We start from the raw sequence: 15524 nt of genomic DNA, 5'->3' as shown, positions 1-15524 counted from the left end.
ACTAAACTACACAATATCCAAATGTAGTGTGAGTGTTACTTAATGCTATTGAATTTGGAATATCCATTCCAAGTTATACCTTTGTCGCAGTGGATAAGAAGGAACAAATCATTATAGCTGCAATGCGTTTACTTACAGAACGCGGGGTGCAGGCAACGCCAATGTCGGCTATCGCCAAAGCTGCCAATACTGGTATGGGTACTATTTACAACTATTTTGCAACTAAAGAGGATTTAATAAATGAGATCTACCTTTATATTAAGCGATCTAAAATCCATTTGATAGCTGAAACGGTGAATAACCAAACTTCATTAAAAGCACGGTTTTTCAACTTTTACGGAGGCTTGGTAAACTTTTATTTTAATTACCCGGATTGTTTTGCTTTTATGGATCAGTTCCATAGCTCCCCGCTAATAACAGAGAATACACGAAAAGCAGGTCAGCAAGATTTTATGGATGTGATTGATCTGTTACAACAAGGCCAAAAGGACGGAATAATCAAAGATATGGACCTGAATGCCTTACTTCATTTCCTTGCCGGTACTATCACTACTTATGTAAGATGGATGCAGAGCGAGGGAAAGAAAAATGACCCGACACATTTACAAAGACAATTGCGGTTGGTGTGGGATGCTATAAAAGAATAAAAATTTTTAGTAACAAATGGAATGAACATTCAGTCCAAAGGTTATAGTAGTAATAGATGAAACGATTTCTTAATATATTAAAATACGGTATGATCACCCTGATATCTCTGGCAGTTTTACTTGCACTTGCAACATTTATATTTCTTCAGCAACCTCAATTTGGAAAGGCAGCTTCAGGTAAACGTCTCGAGCGAATGAAACAGTCGAAACATTTTAGAGACGGAGTATTTCATAATTTTAGTCATACCCCGACGCTTACAGAAGGCTATTCAATGACGTCTGTAATGTTTGACTTTTTCTTCAAGTCGAATCCCCGCCAAAAACCTGCTAAACCTTTACCCTATGTAAAAACAGACCTTAAAAGTCTACCTGTTGATAGTAATGTAGTAGTTTGGTTTGGTCACTCTTCGTACTATATGCAATTAGATGGTTTAAAGATCCTCGTCGACCCGGTATTTAGCGGTAATGCCTCTCCTGTTCCCTCTACAACACGTGCATTTGACGGAGCAAATACTTACGGGGTTAATGATTTTCAAGAGATTGACGTACTTCTTATAAGTCACGATCACTATGATCATCTCGACTACCTAACCATCAAAGATCTTAAAGGCAAAGTAAAAAAGGTGATCTGTGGTTTAGGAGTTGGGGAGCATTTTGAACACTGGGGTTACGCTCCCGAAATTATTTCTGAGCACGACTGGAATGAAACCATCACACTAAACGATAAGTTCAAAGTTCATACCCTACCGGCCCGGCATTTTAGTGGTCGAACCTTCAAAAGGAACAATACTCTTTGGATGTCATATCTACTTGAAACCTCAAATACGAAAGTTTTTGTTGGAGGCGATAGTGGTTACGATACTCATTTTGCGGCTATCGGCAGACGTTTCGGCGACATTGATCTCGCCATACTGGAAAACGGACAATACAACCTGGCTTGGCATGCGATCCACTGCCTTCCGGAAGAAGTAGTGAAAGCAGGTAAAGACCTGAATGCGAAACGTATTATGCCGGTTCACTCCAGTAAGTTCTCGCTGGCCCTGCATAGTTGGGATGGGCCACTTATAGAGGTTTCGCGTATTGCTAAAGCTCAAGATATTCCTCTGGTAACTCCCTTAATTGGCGAAGTTGTGTGGATGGATAATGAAAAGCAGGTATTTAAGGAATGGTGGAAGGAGCTGAAATAAAACTGTGGAAACCAAGTAAGTTAAAAATAAAGCTATCTTTATCCGAATCCCAAATTAATGATCAAGCAAGCCCTCGAAAATCTTAAAATAAATGCACTGAATGAAATCCAACAAGCATCTCTTAGTGCAGCCAAAAAGAGCGATATAGTCCTGCTTGCTCCAACAGGATCCGGCAAAACCCTGGGCTTCCTGTTGCCATTACTTGGCTTGTTAGATAGCAATATAAAAACAGTTCAGTGCTTAATTCTGGTACCGTCACGCGAATTAGCTTTACAGATCGAGCAAGTTTTCAGAACCATTGGTAGTGGATTTAAAGTGAACTGCTGCTATGGTGGGCATTCCGTAAAAATTGAGCGGAACAATTTTACTGAGCCCCCAGCGGTATTGATTGGAACGCCTGGACGAATTGCTCATCACCTCCGCAGAAAGAGTTTTGATAGCACTGCAGTTCATACCTTAATTCTTGATGAATTCGATAAAGCTTTGGAATATGGTTTCCAGGAGGATATGGAGTTCATTATCCGGCAAATGCCTGCTGTTACTAAGCGTATGCTAACTTCGGCTACCCAAATGGACCAGATACCAGCCTTTACAGGGATAAAGGATCCTGCAGTTCTTGATTACCTTGGTAATGTCGCTGCAACGCCCGATTTATTGCAAAAGGTAGTGATATGCGAAGCTGAGGATAAACTTGAAGCGCTCTTCGGTTTAATATGCAAGATAGGCAACCATTCAACATTGGTTTTCTGTAACCACCGCGAGGCCGTAGAACGGATCAGCGAATTGCTCTGGAATATGGGCTTGCCTCATGGAATCTTCCATGGCGGGATGGAACAGGATGACCGGGAGCGTGCATTACTAAAATTTAGGAATGGAAGTCACAAGATACTCATAACTACCGATCTGGCATCCCGCGGATTAGATATTCCTGAGATCGAGAATGTGGTGCATTATCAATTACCGCATAACGAAGAGGCCTTCACCCACCGCAATGGACGTACAGCACGTATGCATGCAAAAGGAACTTCTTATCTCCTATTGACTAAGGACGAGAACCCGGTTTACCTCAACGAACTGCCCGAACCTGAACAATTACCTAAGCGGCCAATAGTGCCACAACCTTCCGAGTGGGCAACCCTATATATCGCTGCAGGAAAGAAAGATAAAATAAATAAGATCGATATTGTAGGTCTGCTGGCAAAGAAAGGTGGTCTTGAAAGAGATGAAATTGGGTTGATAGAGGTGCTCGATTATTCTTCCTATGTTGCCGTAAAACGCAGCTTAATTGAAAAGACCGCGCAGCTACTTAAGACTGAAAAGATCAAAAACAAGAAAGTTAAAATAGAGGTTTCCATCTAATTCAAGCATGTAAGCGATGACCAATAATGATATAATGAAGAAGCTTCGGGTAGCTATGAAATTTACGGATGATGATATTATCAACGTTTTAAAACTAGTAGACTTCCGGATCACCAAAACAGAACTTAGTGCTATTTTTCGCAGTGAAGATCACCCCAACTTTAAACCTTGTGGCGATCAGATTTTGCGAAATTTTTTAAATGGGCTTATAATTCATAACAGAGGACCGAAACCAGCGAAGGATTAAGGTATCCCTGCTGGTTCTCCAGGTCACTAACTCCAGATCTCATTTTTTTCCGTTAATATAATTGGCTTACCTTCTGTTACCATAATGGTATGCTCGTGCTGTGCCATATAGCCTCCTTTGTTTCCAACCATAGTCCAGCCGTCACTTAGAGTTTCGGCAATTGTTGACGTTGTCGATATGAAGGTTTCTATTGCCACCACGCTGTTCTTTTTGAACCTGGTCTGGTTAAAGCGGTCTTTATAATTAGCTATTTCATTTGGTTCTTCGTGAAGGCTTCTCCCTACTCCATGACCCGTTAAATTCTTAATAACTTTATAGCCGCGTTTCTTTGCTTCAGTTTCAATTAATAAGCCAACATCAGAAATTTTAACCCCTCCTCTAATACTGTTGATCGCTAATCGTAAAATTTGTTTTGAAGCTTCAACTAGTTTTTGATGTTGCTTTAGATCCTCACCAAGAATAAAAGAAGCTCCATTATCCGAGTAAAAGCCGTCAAGTTCAGCTGAAACATCGATGTTGATTAAATCCCCTTTCTGAAGTATCCTCTTTTCGGATGGGATACCATGGCAAAATTCGTTGTCGACACTAATGCATGTCCAGCCTGGAAATTTATAAGCCATGAATGGAGCAGAATTAGCGCCAAAATCTTTAAGAATACCCGCCCCAAAATCATCAAGCTGCTTTGTTGTGATACCCGGCTGCGCGTATTTTATCATTTCTTTTAAAGCGCAAGCCACTGCATCACTTGCCTTTTTCATACCCTCCATCTCTGTTTCATTCGTAATTAACATACCTGTTATATCTTTTAATGTTATCTTTTATTCTTTACCGACTACACGCATTTCCTCGTATTTAGAACGTTGTAGCTAACGTCAAAATCGCGCTAATGTAACAGAAAGCAGTGAAATATCGATATAGGATACAAAAAGTGTTCATGAGTTAAATGGTCGACAGACCGCCACAGAACAGCTTTATTTTATGTGTTACATTTAACTGTTACGTTCAAATTTCCTTAATCTGATTATTCTCAAGTGATTTCATTTTTTCACATTTGAATTATTCTTGAAGGAGATATAAGTAATAGACCAGCTTGTAAGTCTAAGCTCTGGTTCACTTTAAGAAAATATGTAGTAATTACCAATGATAGAAATAGTACCACACAAACCTCAATGGAAAGTTGAGTTTGAAAAACTAGGTAGCCGGCTTAAAGATACCCTAACCGGTTCGATTAAAGGAATTCATCACATAGGCTCTACCGCCGTTAGTGAACTTGGCGCGAAGGATGTCATCGATATTCAGGTGACACTGGCTAAATTTGATCCAAAGATCATAAAAGAACTGGAAATGCTTGGTTTCCACAATCTGGAGCATATCAATAGTGATCACCTGCCAGCGGGGGCCGCGCACCTTCCAGCATCAGAACTGCAGAAATGGTTCTTTCAAATGCTTGAGCCTGCAGTTAACCTACATGTAAGAATATCTGGAAGATACAATCAACGCTATGCCTTGCTTTGTCGCGATTACCTGCGAAATGATGATTTTGCAGCAAAGGCCTACGAGGCGGTAAAGATTAGTTTAGCAAGGTATTTCCCTCATGATATGAAAGCCTATTACGATATTAAGGATCCTGTTTTTGATGTTTTAATGGCAGGTGCAGAGCACTGGGCAGCTTCAGTGAATTGGAAGATCCCTCCTTCTGATATAATGATATAGATTCAACTTGACCCTTAAGCATTATTATAACTCATAGAAAACATGACCAAAGGTGGAATAAGCAAAGCTAGTGCTTGCGATTACAATGAATTAACTGAAGTTTGGGAAGCCTCGGTAAGAGCAACTCATGATTTCATTACAGAAAAAGATATTCTCTTTTTCAAGCCATTGATTCTTAACGAGTACTTAGTACAATTAAGGCTTTATTATGTAAAGAATTACGATAACGAAATACAAGGATTTATTGGTTTTTCAGAAGATAAAGTTGAGATGCTATTTGTGAAGCCTAAGTTTTTTGGGAAAGGAATTGGTAAAGCTTTACTAAGTTTCGCTATTGACTTTCATGGTGTGAAGAAAGTAGATGTAAATGAACAGAATCTTGGGGCTATTGCCTTTTACCATAAGATGGGTTTTCAAGTGTATGACCGGGTTGAAGTGGACGGACTTGGAAAACCCTACCCTCTTTTATTAATGGAGTTATCACTCAATTGATGTTTGAAAATTATAATCACCGCCTTTCATAATCCCCAGTAGAAAATGAAACTTTCGCAAACTAAAGAACTAAACTGAGGTTAAGAGAGCTGATATACAAAAACACCAAAGATTGGCTTTTTTGCCATTTTTTTAAGAAGGGATATATGGGTCAATCGTGGATATTGTTCGCTCTTTTAGCAGCTTTCTCAGCTGCAATTACAATTGTACTTACTAAGGCGGGTTTGAAGAATGTAGACTCAAGTCTTGCTTTTGCCATCCAGGCGGTGCTGATCCTGACTATTACCTGGGGAGTAGTAGCATTTCAGGGAAACATCGGAATGCTTAAGGACATTGACAAAAAAGCCTGGATGTTCCTGGTAGCCGCAGGAATAGCAACAACTTTGTCGACTTTGTTTTCCTATTATGCGCTCAAATCAGGTAAAGCTTCTTATGTAACTGCTCTTGAAAGGCTATCCCTGGTATTCGCAATCATTTTCTCAGTCATCTTTCTCCGCGAAAAATTGACCTGGCAACTGGTTACCGGTGTTGCATTAATGCTTGGCGGAGCCATTCTAGTTGCATTGGGTCAGCAATCTTCATAAATTCTACGATTACACGTTTTCCTATTAATTGTTCCAGCAGGATAAAGAATTACGAGCATGTCGGCTGTGTCCTTAGGACCAGCTATATAAGTAATTTAAATAGGCCTTGAAGCTGTTTGAAGGCTAAAAAAAGATATTTTGGATAGGCGAACACTGAGAAAAGGTCACCTCTTCTTGACTGGGATCTATTAATTATTTAGGTTTGGGTGATGAAACTCTTAAACCTTTGCCTAATCCTATTTGTTTTTTTGTCGGCCTGTAAGAAAGATAAACCTGAATTTGAAGGATGTGCGGCAGTTTCTATGCAAACAGATGTTCTAAGTGACACCAAGCTCGAAACTTATTATTATGATGAGCATAAAAAGCTTAAAAGAGTGCGGTTTTCTAATGGAGAAATAAGTATAAGTTATAATCAGAACTCTATTGAAACGAGACTTTCTACCAATATTGTTTTCACATCTAAACTTGATAATCGCGGTAGAATAATATCAGACGAGAGCAACACAGGGGCGCTCTATACATATGAATATAGTCCTGATAGTTATTTGGTAAAGGAAGTTATGAATGATGGAAAGAACTATCAAATCCTAAACTATACCTGGATTAATGGTAATATGATCGAAAAAAATCGTAATTATGGTTATGCTGTTGGTGTACCAGAACAAGTAATGTACTCCAACAAAGCTTACCAGCAATTACCAAATGGACTTGTATATAATCTATTGGAAGTTGTAAATCCTTATTTGCTTGATTATTATGGTAAAATGCCAGCAAACTTACCAACAGAAATTAAATATGGGGACTTCCCTGGAAATCATCCTTATGAGTTTCAAATGGACGACCAAGGCCGAATAGTTAGTGCGGAAAATGGGGGCTACAGTTTCGCTTTGAATTATGAATGCCACTGATCTATTGCCTTTTCCAAAATGCCTTCATGAAAAAAATATTATCATCCTTTTCTTTTACGAGCTTAGTATAACAAAAATAAATTAACTTTTTATGGGTTTCAAAATCACGTGCATCTCCTTTAAATACTGCCTCCTATTTTTATTTCTTCTTACCACTAAAATTGCCAGCTCGTGTAAATGCGTGGCTTTAGGTAAGATGGACGATAAACAATTCAGTCAGTACGATCTGATCATTAAAGGCAAGATCCTTAAGGTTGATACCGATGGCATGAAAAAGAAGATCACAGTTAAAGTCATTAATTACTTTAAAGGCAATAGGCAATCTGGGCCTGTTATAGTATCAACACCGGCAGAGTCGGCTGCTTGCGGCATCTCCCCAAAGGAAGGGGAAAAATGGTTGATCTTTGCTAATGGCACTGACGAAAATTACACTACCAGCATGTGTACCAGATCTAAGGCTATTAGTTCAAAGGCGGAAAACTATAACAAAGAAGAAGCTCGCGATGATGTTAAGTTTCTAAAGAAGAAAAAAAGTAAATGAGTAATTGAAGAATGATACTTGCCTTTGACAGCTATTACTATGAAAGTAAAGCCGGACTGTTTGTCTATGTTTTAATACCTGGGAAGATCAGGAACCGGTAGACACATTGATCGAGGTTCTAGATTGTGATCAAGAGTATATCCCCGGAGAGTTTTACAAACGCGAACTACCCGGCATCTTAAGCTTGCTTGACAAAATTAATTTTGAACTTATACAAGCCATCATCATTGATGGCTTCGTTATACTCAACGATGAGGGTAAGCCAGGATTAGGCGGCTATCTGTGACACTCCTAATCACTGATGCAAAATCAAATAGAGCCTATTTAGATGGTGCATCTTTATAGGCTCTATTTCATTATTAGTTTAATAATTACCAGTTGATCTGGTACATATGCACATCGTATTTAAACTTCGCACTAAAAGACATTTTAATATCTTTAACTGGAAGAATCAGATATTTATCAGTAATAACCATTTCGCTTAGCTCGGCAACATCACCTTTACCAGCCTTATCCGGCTCAATTAATTTAAGGTCTTCCACTTTCCCTGTGGTGGCGTTGATCTTAGCTACACTAAACTTCGCCCTCCAATCGTCAGAAGCGAACAAATACCAGGCATTATCCTTATAATATGAGGTAAACGAAGGTCTGGGAACATTTTCGTAAGATCTTGGAATTGCAGAAACAGACTTTTCTACTAAATTATCATCGAGATTATAGATAAGCATTCCATTTGCATTGTACGTTGCTGGCAAACGGCTTCCTGGGCTAGACGGCACATAGTGAACATCTCCAAGGGCAACCAAATACTTATCTTCCGAAAACATTACACCCAAAACTTCAACACCTGTAGCACTTCCAAGCTCCAGATCAGCAAATTGTTTATTTATAGGAGTGTAAGATTTTTCAAACGCCTTCAGATCAGCTTTTCTGAAACTTTTCTTAAAGCGGTTGTGCTGATTAGTTCCGAAGTCATATTTATTGAATATGCAGATAAACTCATCATCGTTTTTGAATGCTCCTGAAAGGTATACCCTATTATTGTGTAGAGTATCGGTAATAAGAGATAAATAGTCGTTCAATTTCGCTGTACCCAGAAAGCCAGCCGAATGGTTGAACGGCTCTACTACTGTGGCGGTTGCTTTATCTTTTCCTGCTTCGTACTTAGCGATAGTTACCCCTTTTTTATCCTCCGCAACAGCAACATACAGATCATTATTGTTGGTAGTTGCTGCACCTACAAAATCCCCTTTAGGCAATACCGGGAAAACCTTATCAGTAATTTCCAGATTACTGTTAAAAGTTGAAACACTAAAAGACCTTATGATATTTGCATTATTATCCATTTTCTTTGCCACAAGGATTGCTCCAATTGCTCCGGGAGCCACCTTTACGTTTCGCTTTACGCTGGTTTCGCGTGCAAACAAGGAAAACGTTTTTTTACCTTTGGAAACAGCAAAATCGGAGATGGTAACATAATCATTATTACCATTATAAATGACCTTTTCGGCTATAATCCTACCATCCTTTGGATTCAAGACAGCAGCCTTATATGTACTATTATTTCCACCTACCATTGCTGCAAAATCAGTGCTCACCACAATCAGGATCTTATCCTCTAAACTGGCACCGAACATCAAAGATCCATCTATTGTCTGTTCCCAGTTCTTTTTCATTCCGGGTGTGGAGTTAACGATTTTCACCTGCTTATCATTTTCGCTCGACAGAAGTATTACCTGTCCCCCGTGAATAAAGCTTTTTACATGTGTGCTTCCAGTGAAGAAATCAGGTGTTCTGGTTTGGGTTTGAGCCATTAGACCAGTAGTGGAGCACAATAGGAACCCAGAGAATAGTACTCTAAAAAATTGTCTTTTCATTTTTATGAATAAAGTATTTTGGTTTTATAATAAGGTAAAGACTGGCTACTTCCAGTCTGTATACAACACATCCCTGTTGTTAAAATCATCCCGGTTCGTACTTTTATCAATCAGATCAGCAAAATTCCTCGCGCTTAAAAGGAAAACATCAGAGCTGGAGGACTTATATCCGCAGACCATGAAGTTCAGTTTGCTGTTATACCTCGGGCTTGAGTATTTTGACGAAAACCTCATTTCGAAATCAGGATAGTTTTTTAAACCTGTAAAGATGCCCAACTTGCCAAAACTGCGGTCGCTCTCATTATCCTTGTATCCTACTACCAAATCGAAGTCGTTTGCGGAGAAAGCAGCATAACTAAGACGTTCATTATGTTCAGCGGTATAAACCACATCTGGTCTGCCATCTGCGCGTTTGATAACAAGTTTGTAAGGATCTGGGCTAAAAGGGTGATAAGCCGTAAACACGTAGGCAAAATCTCCTCTTGAAGAAACCGTCGCAGAAAGTACCTGAGGACTAGTGGCCCAATTTATGCCAGGATAGGTGATTGCAGGAAGGTTCATTGACGGACCGAAGTAGGAAATTGTATTGTTATTGAGAATATAGAGAGTGGCGTCATCTGCACTCCAGTCAAAACCTTTAACGTTTGAATATTGACTTAGTTCGGCAAGCTGAGCGCCTTTATCATCAACAATAACAATGGTGCTACCATTAAGAAATGCAAATTTTTTATGATTATGAGACATGCTTAACATTCGCTTGTTTACGTTCGGAGTTTGGGTGATGCGAATTGGCGATTGTTCAATAGAAGGGAAATAATAAATATCTTGGTTATAGATGACGGCGACATGGTTCATCATAGGATTTCGGGCAGAGATCAGCGAATCTATAGCCGATTTTGGCACCCAGGGATTTTCGCCCTTCTTGCAGGCCACGAAACAAGACAATAGAAAAATAATGCAAAGGTTGCGAAAGAGTTTCATTACAAAGATCAAAGGATTGGTTAACTAGATTTAGAATTTGTAAGCAATAGCAAGTCCACTAGACCAGGTACGGTTAAAAGTACCAATTCTGTTATCCTGAAATGCAGGAGTTCTTGCATCATTTTTACCTGTGGGCGCGAAAGCATTATACTTAGCCTGAAGGTTTAGCTGCAGATGATCAGACAGATCAAATGAAAAACCTGATTTTGCCGCGAGGTAAACGTTTGTATCACCGATATCAGAGCTTGATCCTCCCCCATTCGATTCCGTTGTGTAGTGAGAAAAATAGGCACCAAAATTGAAGCCAAGCCCTAGTTTTAGTCTTTCTGCCAAATTTAAATTTCTCATCCACCCCATGTATGCAGAAAATATCTTGTAATCTGAATACACAGTAGTCCCATAACCTTGATCCGAATTGGTGAGAAAATAAAAGATTTCTTCCTTTGGTGTAAAAGTGTTGGTTCCGATGGTGAAATTGATAGTGTTGTCCTTCTCATAGGAATACCAGAGCAGATCTAAGTGATAGGCTTTTGTCGGTTTAAAAGTATAGGCGAAATCGCCAACAGGTGTGTCGTAGTCTGCTCCAACCTGGAGGCCATACGATTGTGATTTTGCGTGGAATGCTGAAAATATCAGGCACGCAACCAAAAAGGGTTTAATCATAATAAGGTTAATAAATTACTCATCATTCTGCTACAGGGAGCAGTGCGCGCAAAACTAAAAATTCCCAGCGAAATCCAAAATGATATTTATTACAGATTTACCACTGTCTTTCCATCATTCCGCAACCTACCTTTAGTTAAATTAGGATAAGTTCAAGAAAGAACTTTGTAAATTAGTTATAAATAATCCCTCCTCCCCTATTGCAATTAAGCCTTATTCTACTTTACTTTGTATTTCAAAGTTCTTTAACGATTGGCGGAGGTCAATTTTTTTTACCCTTTAACTTTGAATAACAAAGTACTTTAAATAAAACACAAATTATAAAATGAAGAAATTAATAACCAACCTTCAGCAAGACCTAATCACAAGTACAGGTATTTGGATGATCATTTTCTCCAGTCTGATCTTGCTTGCAAGCACACTAATTGAGATGAAAAACCCGGAGGGCCACCATGGAATGTTTTTCCTTAGTTATGTTATCACCGTCATTTACACTATCATTGTTTTTGGTACCGCCCTAAACCGATATCGCTGGAAGCTTTCCAAAAGTAAAATAGAGTATACCGTCCTAATGCTTATTTTATGGTTTGTAAGTGCGTTCGTATTGAACAAGGTTATGAATGTATTTGATGACTCCGTTTTATGGCTGGTCGTCTTGCTTGTATTGAGCTGTATTGCGCTAATAGCTGCACTGTTCCTTGATCTCCAGCCCAGCCTGCTAAAACATCTTAACCATTTTGTGCTCGGGATAGCACTTATCCTCTTCTCCTATTTCGCATTCTCCCTTATACCATTATACTTAATAAGCGTTCCTGCATCTATCGGACTGGGGATTTCGCTTCACTCTTTTATTCCCCTGTGCCTTACCATTGTTACTCTCACCATCTGCTGCCGCAATGTTAAAAGGGATAGAAAAATAATCTATTCTATAGCAGCCGGGCTCATTTTTTCTATTTCGGTGATTGCCATCTTCACTTATAACTGGTTTTCTATTAATAACACCATCAGCAAGGTATCCAACCGGAATATACTTGCAGAAGGCAAACTGCCAAATTGGGTAGTGATAAGCCAAAGTATTCCAAAAGGGTTAATTACAGAACGTAACCTGAAGTCTGACCTTGTTTACCGCACAATTGATATGGATGGATCTTGGTTATGGGGTGGCTTTATGAACAAGACATTCGACGAGAAGCAGCAGCATGATCCTTTGGTTGTTTTGGCAAGTCTTTTCGCAGGAAAATCTCAGCTTGATCAAAAAGAACGTATCAAAATACTTGAATCGCTATATGACGCCAGACATCAGGCTCAGGAAAGATTATGGAGTGGCGACAAGCTTGAAACACGTAATGTAATTTCTAACGTAAGGCTTATTCCAGAATATCGAATAGCATATACCGAGAAGATCCTCACCATTACGAATAGATCTACTTCAATGTGGAACAGAAATCAGGAAGCAGTCTACACCTTTCATCTGCCAGAAGGAGCAGTTGTAAGTTCACTTTCCCTTTGGATTGCGGGTAAAGAAGAGAAAGGCTACCTTACAACTAAAGCTAAAGCTGATTCGGCCTACCGGCAAATTGTAGGGGTAGAACAACATGACCCTTCAGTAATTCACTGGCAGGAAGGAAACACTGTTAGTGTGCGGGTCTTTCCATGTTCCATCGAAGAAGACCGGAAGTTCAAGATTGGAGTTACAAGTCCGTTGAAAAAGGCCGGGTCAGAACTCGTTTATGAAAATATCTACTTTGACGGCCCATCTGCGTCAGATGCCACTGAAACCCTGCGAATAAGTTCTTCTAAACCCTTACCTGAACCACTTATTCCTGATGGCTCCGAGTTGGTTTCAAAAAATGCCTATCAGCTGGACAGAGATTATAAACCTGACTGGATCCTTCAATTCCCTGCATCTCCCTTATCTTCTCAAGGATTCTCATTTAACAACAAGGCATACCAGATATCTGAAGCAAAAGTGAATCAATATTCCTTTTCACCTAAGCATATTTATCTCGATATCAACGGTTCATGGAGTAAAAAAGAATATTTGGAATTATGGGAACATATCAAGATGAGAAAAGTATATGTATTCGATGAGAAACTATTGCAACTGGATGAAAGTAATGTAGACCTTGAGTTCCAGCGTTTATCAAAGCTTAACTTTAGTCTCTTTCCGCTGTACAAAATTGATGATCCTAAAACGTCATTACTGATATCAAAAGGTAACGGTCCTTCACCTAATTTAAGCGATCTTAAGGACTCTGAATTTGCACGTAAGATGGGAAAATATCTGTCATCGTCCGGGAAGATCCATCTTTACGCTCTTGAAGGGCAGATTTCTCCTTATTTAAAGACCTTAAAAGAGTTGAGAGTATTCGATTTTCATGCTGGGCAGCTTACCGATCTGTTGAACAACGTAAGCACCAACACATTTGAAAGCACTGCTGAAGATTCAACTTCAACTACCATTGACCCAGCGAAAATAAGCATTCGTCAAACTTCGGGCAATTTGAAGAGTAATGCACCCGATCACCTACTCCGCTTATATGCCTATAATCATATTATGAAAGAAGTAGCAGGAGGCTATTTTAAAAATGATTTTATTCAACCAGAAACTATTGCTGAAGCAGAGCAAGCTAATATCGTAACGCCTGTATCAAGCCTGATCGTGCTGGAGACCCAAAAAGACTATGAACGGTTTGGAATAGAAGAAAGTAAAAATAGTTTAAAAAATGCCTCTATGAAGTCTTCAGGAGCAGTACCCGAGCCTCATGAGTGGATGCTAATTTTAATTACAGGGGCAGTTGTAATTTACTTTCTCCGAAATAGACAGCAAACGAAATCTGTAGCTTAATGAGCGCTCAATCCATTGCACTTCGATCAAGGCCTTTTACATTCCCTGGCTTGGTGGTCTTTTGCTACCTCGCAATAAGCATTTTTGCACTTCGAAGGTACTTCATCTTTGATGCAATATCTGTTTGCGGCTTCTTATTACTGCCCTTAATTGCCAGACTAAATCAAGGCTCCTCATCCCTACGATTCCTTCCTATTTCGGTACTAACAGCCGCTTTGGCTATTTTCTTCCCTGTTAATACCTGCCTGTTTCTCGCGGCTTTGTTCGCGCTGATATTTTTTATAGAAACTTACCTGGGAAAGATCAATTTGGCAACTATCCTCACATTGCTTATCGTTTCCCCAGTCTTCAAGGTTGTCATGAACACCTTCGGTTTCCCTCTACGGTTATGGATAAGTGGCCTTGCGGCAAAGGTGATTAACGCCAGCGGTATACAAGCAATTGCAGAAGGTAATACTTTAATCGTTAATGGAAATAGTTTTATAGTCGAGCAGGCGTGTGCCGGACTGAGCATGCTAAATGTCTCACTGATAATCTGCCTTTTTCTTATTTCTCACTGGGAAAACACCATGTATCAGCGAATCAAGAACTGGCAAGTCTTCTCTCTGTTATTCGTCTGTATTTTACTGAATCTAATCGGTAATCTCATTCGTATCCTTTTCCTGGTTCTATTGAAAATAGAGCCAGAGAATTTTTTGCATGATTTAACCGGCATAGTCTGCTTAGTTGTTTATTCCGTCTTTCCATTAATGTTTATGGTAAAACGGCTTGTTGGAAGTACAGGGGTACCTGTTATTAATGCCATTCCTCAAAACAATCCCGTTCGTCTACTGCACCTCGTCCACTGCGTACTTTTTTCCGTTGTTTTATACGTATCACTGAATTTAAATAGCTTAGACAAGATGAATAACAGGGCGACAAATATTCAGCTCAGCGGATATAAAAGGGAAATTATGGATAACAAAATTGTAAAGTTCAGCAATAACAAGGCACTTCTCTATTTCAAACCTAGTGCTTTTTATGCACCAGATCATGATCCCAAAATATGTTGGAAAGGAAGTGGGTACAAGTTTAGCTCGGTTAAAGAAACGAATTTTCCCAACTACAAAGTTTATACAGGCACCTTAATCAAAGGCAAAGAGAAGTTATATACCGCCTGGTGGTATAGCAGTGATAAAACACAAACAGTAAATCAATTGGAGTGGCGATGGAAGGCCTGCGTTTCTAATGAGGGATTTTACCTTATTAACGCAACTGCAAATTCGGAAGAAGACTTAATGAAATTGGTAAAAGAGCTTATTAGAAGAGGCGTTGACGATTAGTGGTCTAAGAATTGTAATTCTAGTATCAGCAAATAACACGATCGAAACCTGCTGGAGCAAAACACGTAGAAGCAGGTATATTCATTAGAAATTAAAGATATCTCAAGGTTAGATTAGGTGGGGTTGATAATAAGGGAGCTAGAATACAGCTCCCT

The 15524-nt window shown here is 39.3% G+C and carries 16 protein-coding genes; 12 read left to right on the top strand and 4 right to left on the bottom strand.

The annotated features are described in order from the left end of the window. The first annotated feature begins 32 nt into the window (after positions 1–32). The 4 genes from J4N25_RS27055 to J4N25_RS01190 are packed head-to-tail and all read left to right on the top strand — an operon-like array spanning position 33 to position 3440. Positions 33–647, top strand: coding sequence for a TetR/AcrR family transcriptional regulator (locus tag J4N25_RS27055; protein ID WP_207420315.1), 615 nt, complete (start codon positions 33–35; stop codon positions 645–647). 56 nt (positions 648–703) lie between these two features. Continuing rightward, positions 704–1834 carry an MBL fold metallo-hydrolase gene (locus tag J4N25_RS01200; protein WP_207420314.1) on the top strand — a complete coding sequence of 377 codons (1131 nt, stop codon included), beginning with the start codon at positions 704–706 and terminating at the stop codon, positions 1832–1834. Between the two features lie 57 nt (positions 1835–1891). Further along, positions 1892–3193: a DEAD/DEAH box helicase gene (locus J4N25_RS01195; RefSeq protein ID WP_207420313.1), complete on the top strand. Its 1302-nt coding sequence runs from the start codon at positions 1892–1894 to the stop codon at positions 3191–3193. 34 nt (positions 3194–3227) lie between these two features. Further along, on the top strand, positions 3228–3440 hold the full coding sequence (locus J4N25_RS01190; protein WP_242695747.1) for a DUF1456 family protein: 213 nt from the start codon (positions 3228–3230) through the stop codon (positions 3438–3440). A 26-nt stretch (positions 3441–3466) separates the two neighbouring features. Here J4N25_RS01190 and map read toward each other — a convergent pair whose 3' ends face one another. Then, positions 3467–4231, bottom strand: coding sequence for a type I methionyl aminopeptidase (gene map, locus J4N25_RS01185; RefSeq protein WP_207420311.1), 765 nt, complete (start codon positions 4229–4231; stop codon positions 3467–3469). A 349-nt stretch (positions 4232–4580) separates the two neighbouring features. On the opposite strand from map, the gene J4N25_RS01180 reads away from it, so the two are divergent. The 6 genes from J4N25_RS01180 to J4N25_RS01155 all read left to right on the top strand — a co-directional run bounded on the left by J4N25_RS01180 (position 4581) and on the right by J4N25_RS01155 (position 7964). Next, positions 4581–5153, top strand: coding sequence for a GrpB family protein (locus J4N25_RS01180; protein ID WP_207420310.1), 573 nt, complete (start codon positions 4581–4583; stop codon positions 5151–5153). A gap of 42 nt (positions 5154–5195) precedes the next feature. After that, positions 5196–5645 (top strand): GNAT family N-acetyltransferase, encoded by a 450-nt coding sequence (locus tag J4N25_RS01175; RefSeq protein ID WP_207420309.1) that lies wholly within the window; start codon positions 5196–5198, stop codon positions 5643–5645. 146 nt (positions 5646–5791) lie between these two features. Then, complete coding sequence (locus J4N25_RS01170) at positions 5792–6229, top strand: EamA family transporter (RefSeq protein WP_207420308.1); 438 nt, start codon at positions 5792–5794, stop codon at positions 6227–6229. A gap of 209 nt (positions 6230–6438) precedes the next feature. Beyond that, the gene (locus J4N25_RS01165; RefSeq protein WP_207420307.1) at positions 6439–7137 is read left to right on the top strand and encodes a DUF4595 domain-containing protein; all 699 of its coding nucleotides are present in this window, start codon (positions 6439–6441) and stop codon (positions 7135–7137) included. A gap of 196 nt (positions 7138–7333) precedes the next feature. After that, a complete protein-coding gene (locus J4N25_RS01160) occupies positions 7334–7678 on the top strand; it encodes a hypothetical protein (RefSeq protein WP_207420306.1) in 345 nt (114 codons plus the stop codon). Between the two features lie 106 nt (positions 7679–7784). After that, the gene (locus tag J4N25_RS01155; protein ID WP_207420305.1) at positions 7785–7964 is read left to right on the top strand and encodes a hypothetical protein; all 180 of its coding nucleotides are present in this window, start codon (positions 7785–7787) and stop codon (positions 7962–7964) included. Positions 7965–8049: 85 nt separating this feature from the next. Here the strand turns inward: J4N25_RS01155 and J4N25_RS01150 are convergent, their stop codons facing one another. The 3 genes from J4N25_RS01150 to J4N25_RS01140 are packed head-to-tail and all read right to left on the bottom strand — an operon-like array spanning position 8050 to position 11199. Then, positions 8050–9555 carry a hypothetical protein gene (locus tag J4N25_RS01150; RefSeq protein ID WP_207420304.1) on the bottom strand — a complete coding sequence of 502 codons (1506 nt, stop codon included), beginning with the start codon at positions 9553–9555 and terminating at the stop codon, positions 8050–8052. A gap of 45 nt (positions 9556–9600) precedes the next feature. Further along, complete coding sequence (locus tag J4N25_RS01145) at positions 9601–10536, bottom strand: hypothetical protein (protein WP_207420303.1); 936 nt, start codon at positions 10534–10536, stop codon at positions 9601–9603. A 30-nt stretch (positions 10537–10566) separates the two neighbouring features. Further along, positions 10567–11199: a hypothetical protein gene (locus J4N25_RS01140; RefSeq protein WP_207420302.1), complete on the bottom strand. Its 633-nt coding sequence runs from the start codon at positions 11197–11199 to the stop codon at positions 10567–10569. 325 nt (positions 11200–11524) lie between these two features. Here J4N25_RS01140 and J4N25_RS01135 point away from each other — a divergent pair, with 325 nt between their 5' ends. Together J4N25_RS01135 and xrtN are read left to right on the top strand one after the other, a co-directional pair. Beyond that, positions 11525–14047, top strand: coding sequence for an XrtN-dependent VIT domain-containing protein (locus J4N25_RS01135; protein WP_207420301.1), 2523 nt, complete (start codon positions 11525–11527; stop codon positions 14045–14047). Then, positions 14047–15369: an exosortase N gene (gene xrtN, locus J4N25_RS01130; protein WP_207420300.1), complete on the top strand. Its 1323-nt coding sequence runs from the start codon at positions 14047–14049 to the stop codon at positions 15367–15369. Before J4N25_RS01135 ends, xrtN begins: the two co-directional genes overlap by 1 nt. Positions 15370–15524: the final 155 nt, after the last annotated feature.

This window comes from Desertivirga brevis, assembly GCF_017355835.1.
The sequence above is the reverse complement of the archived record's forward strand: the minus strand, read 5'-3'. Positions and strand labels throughout refer to the sequence as shown.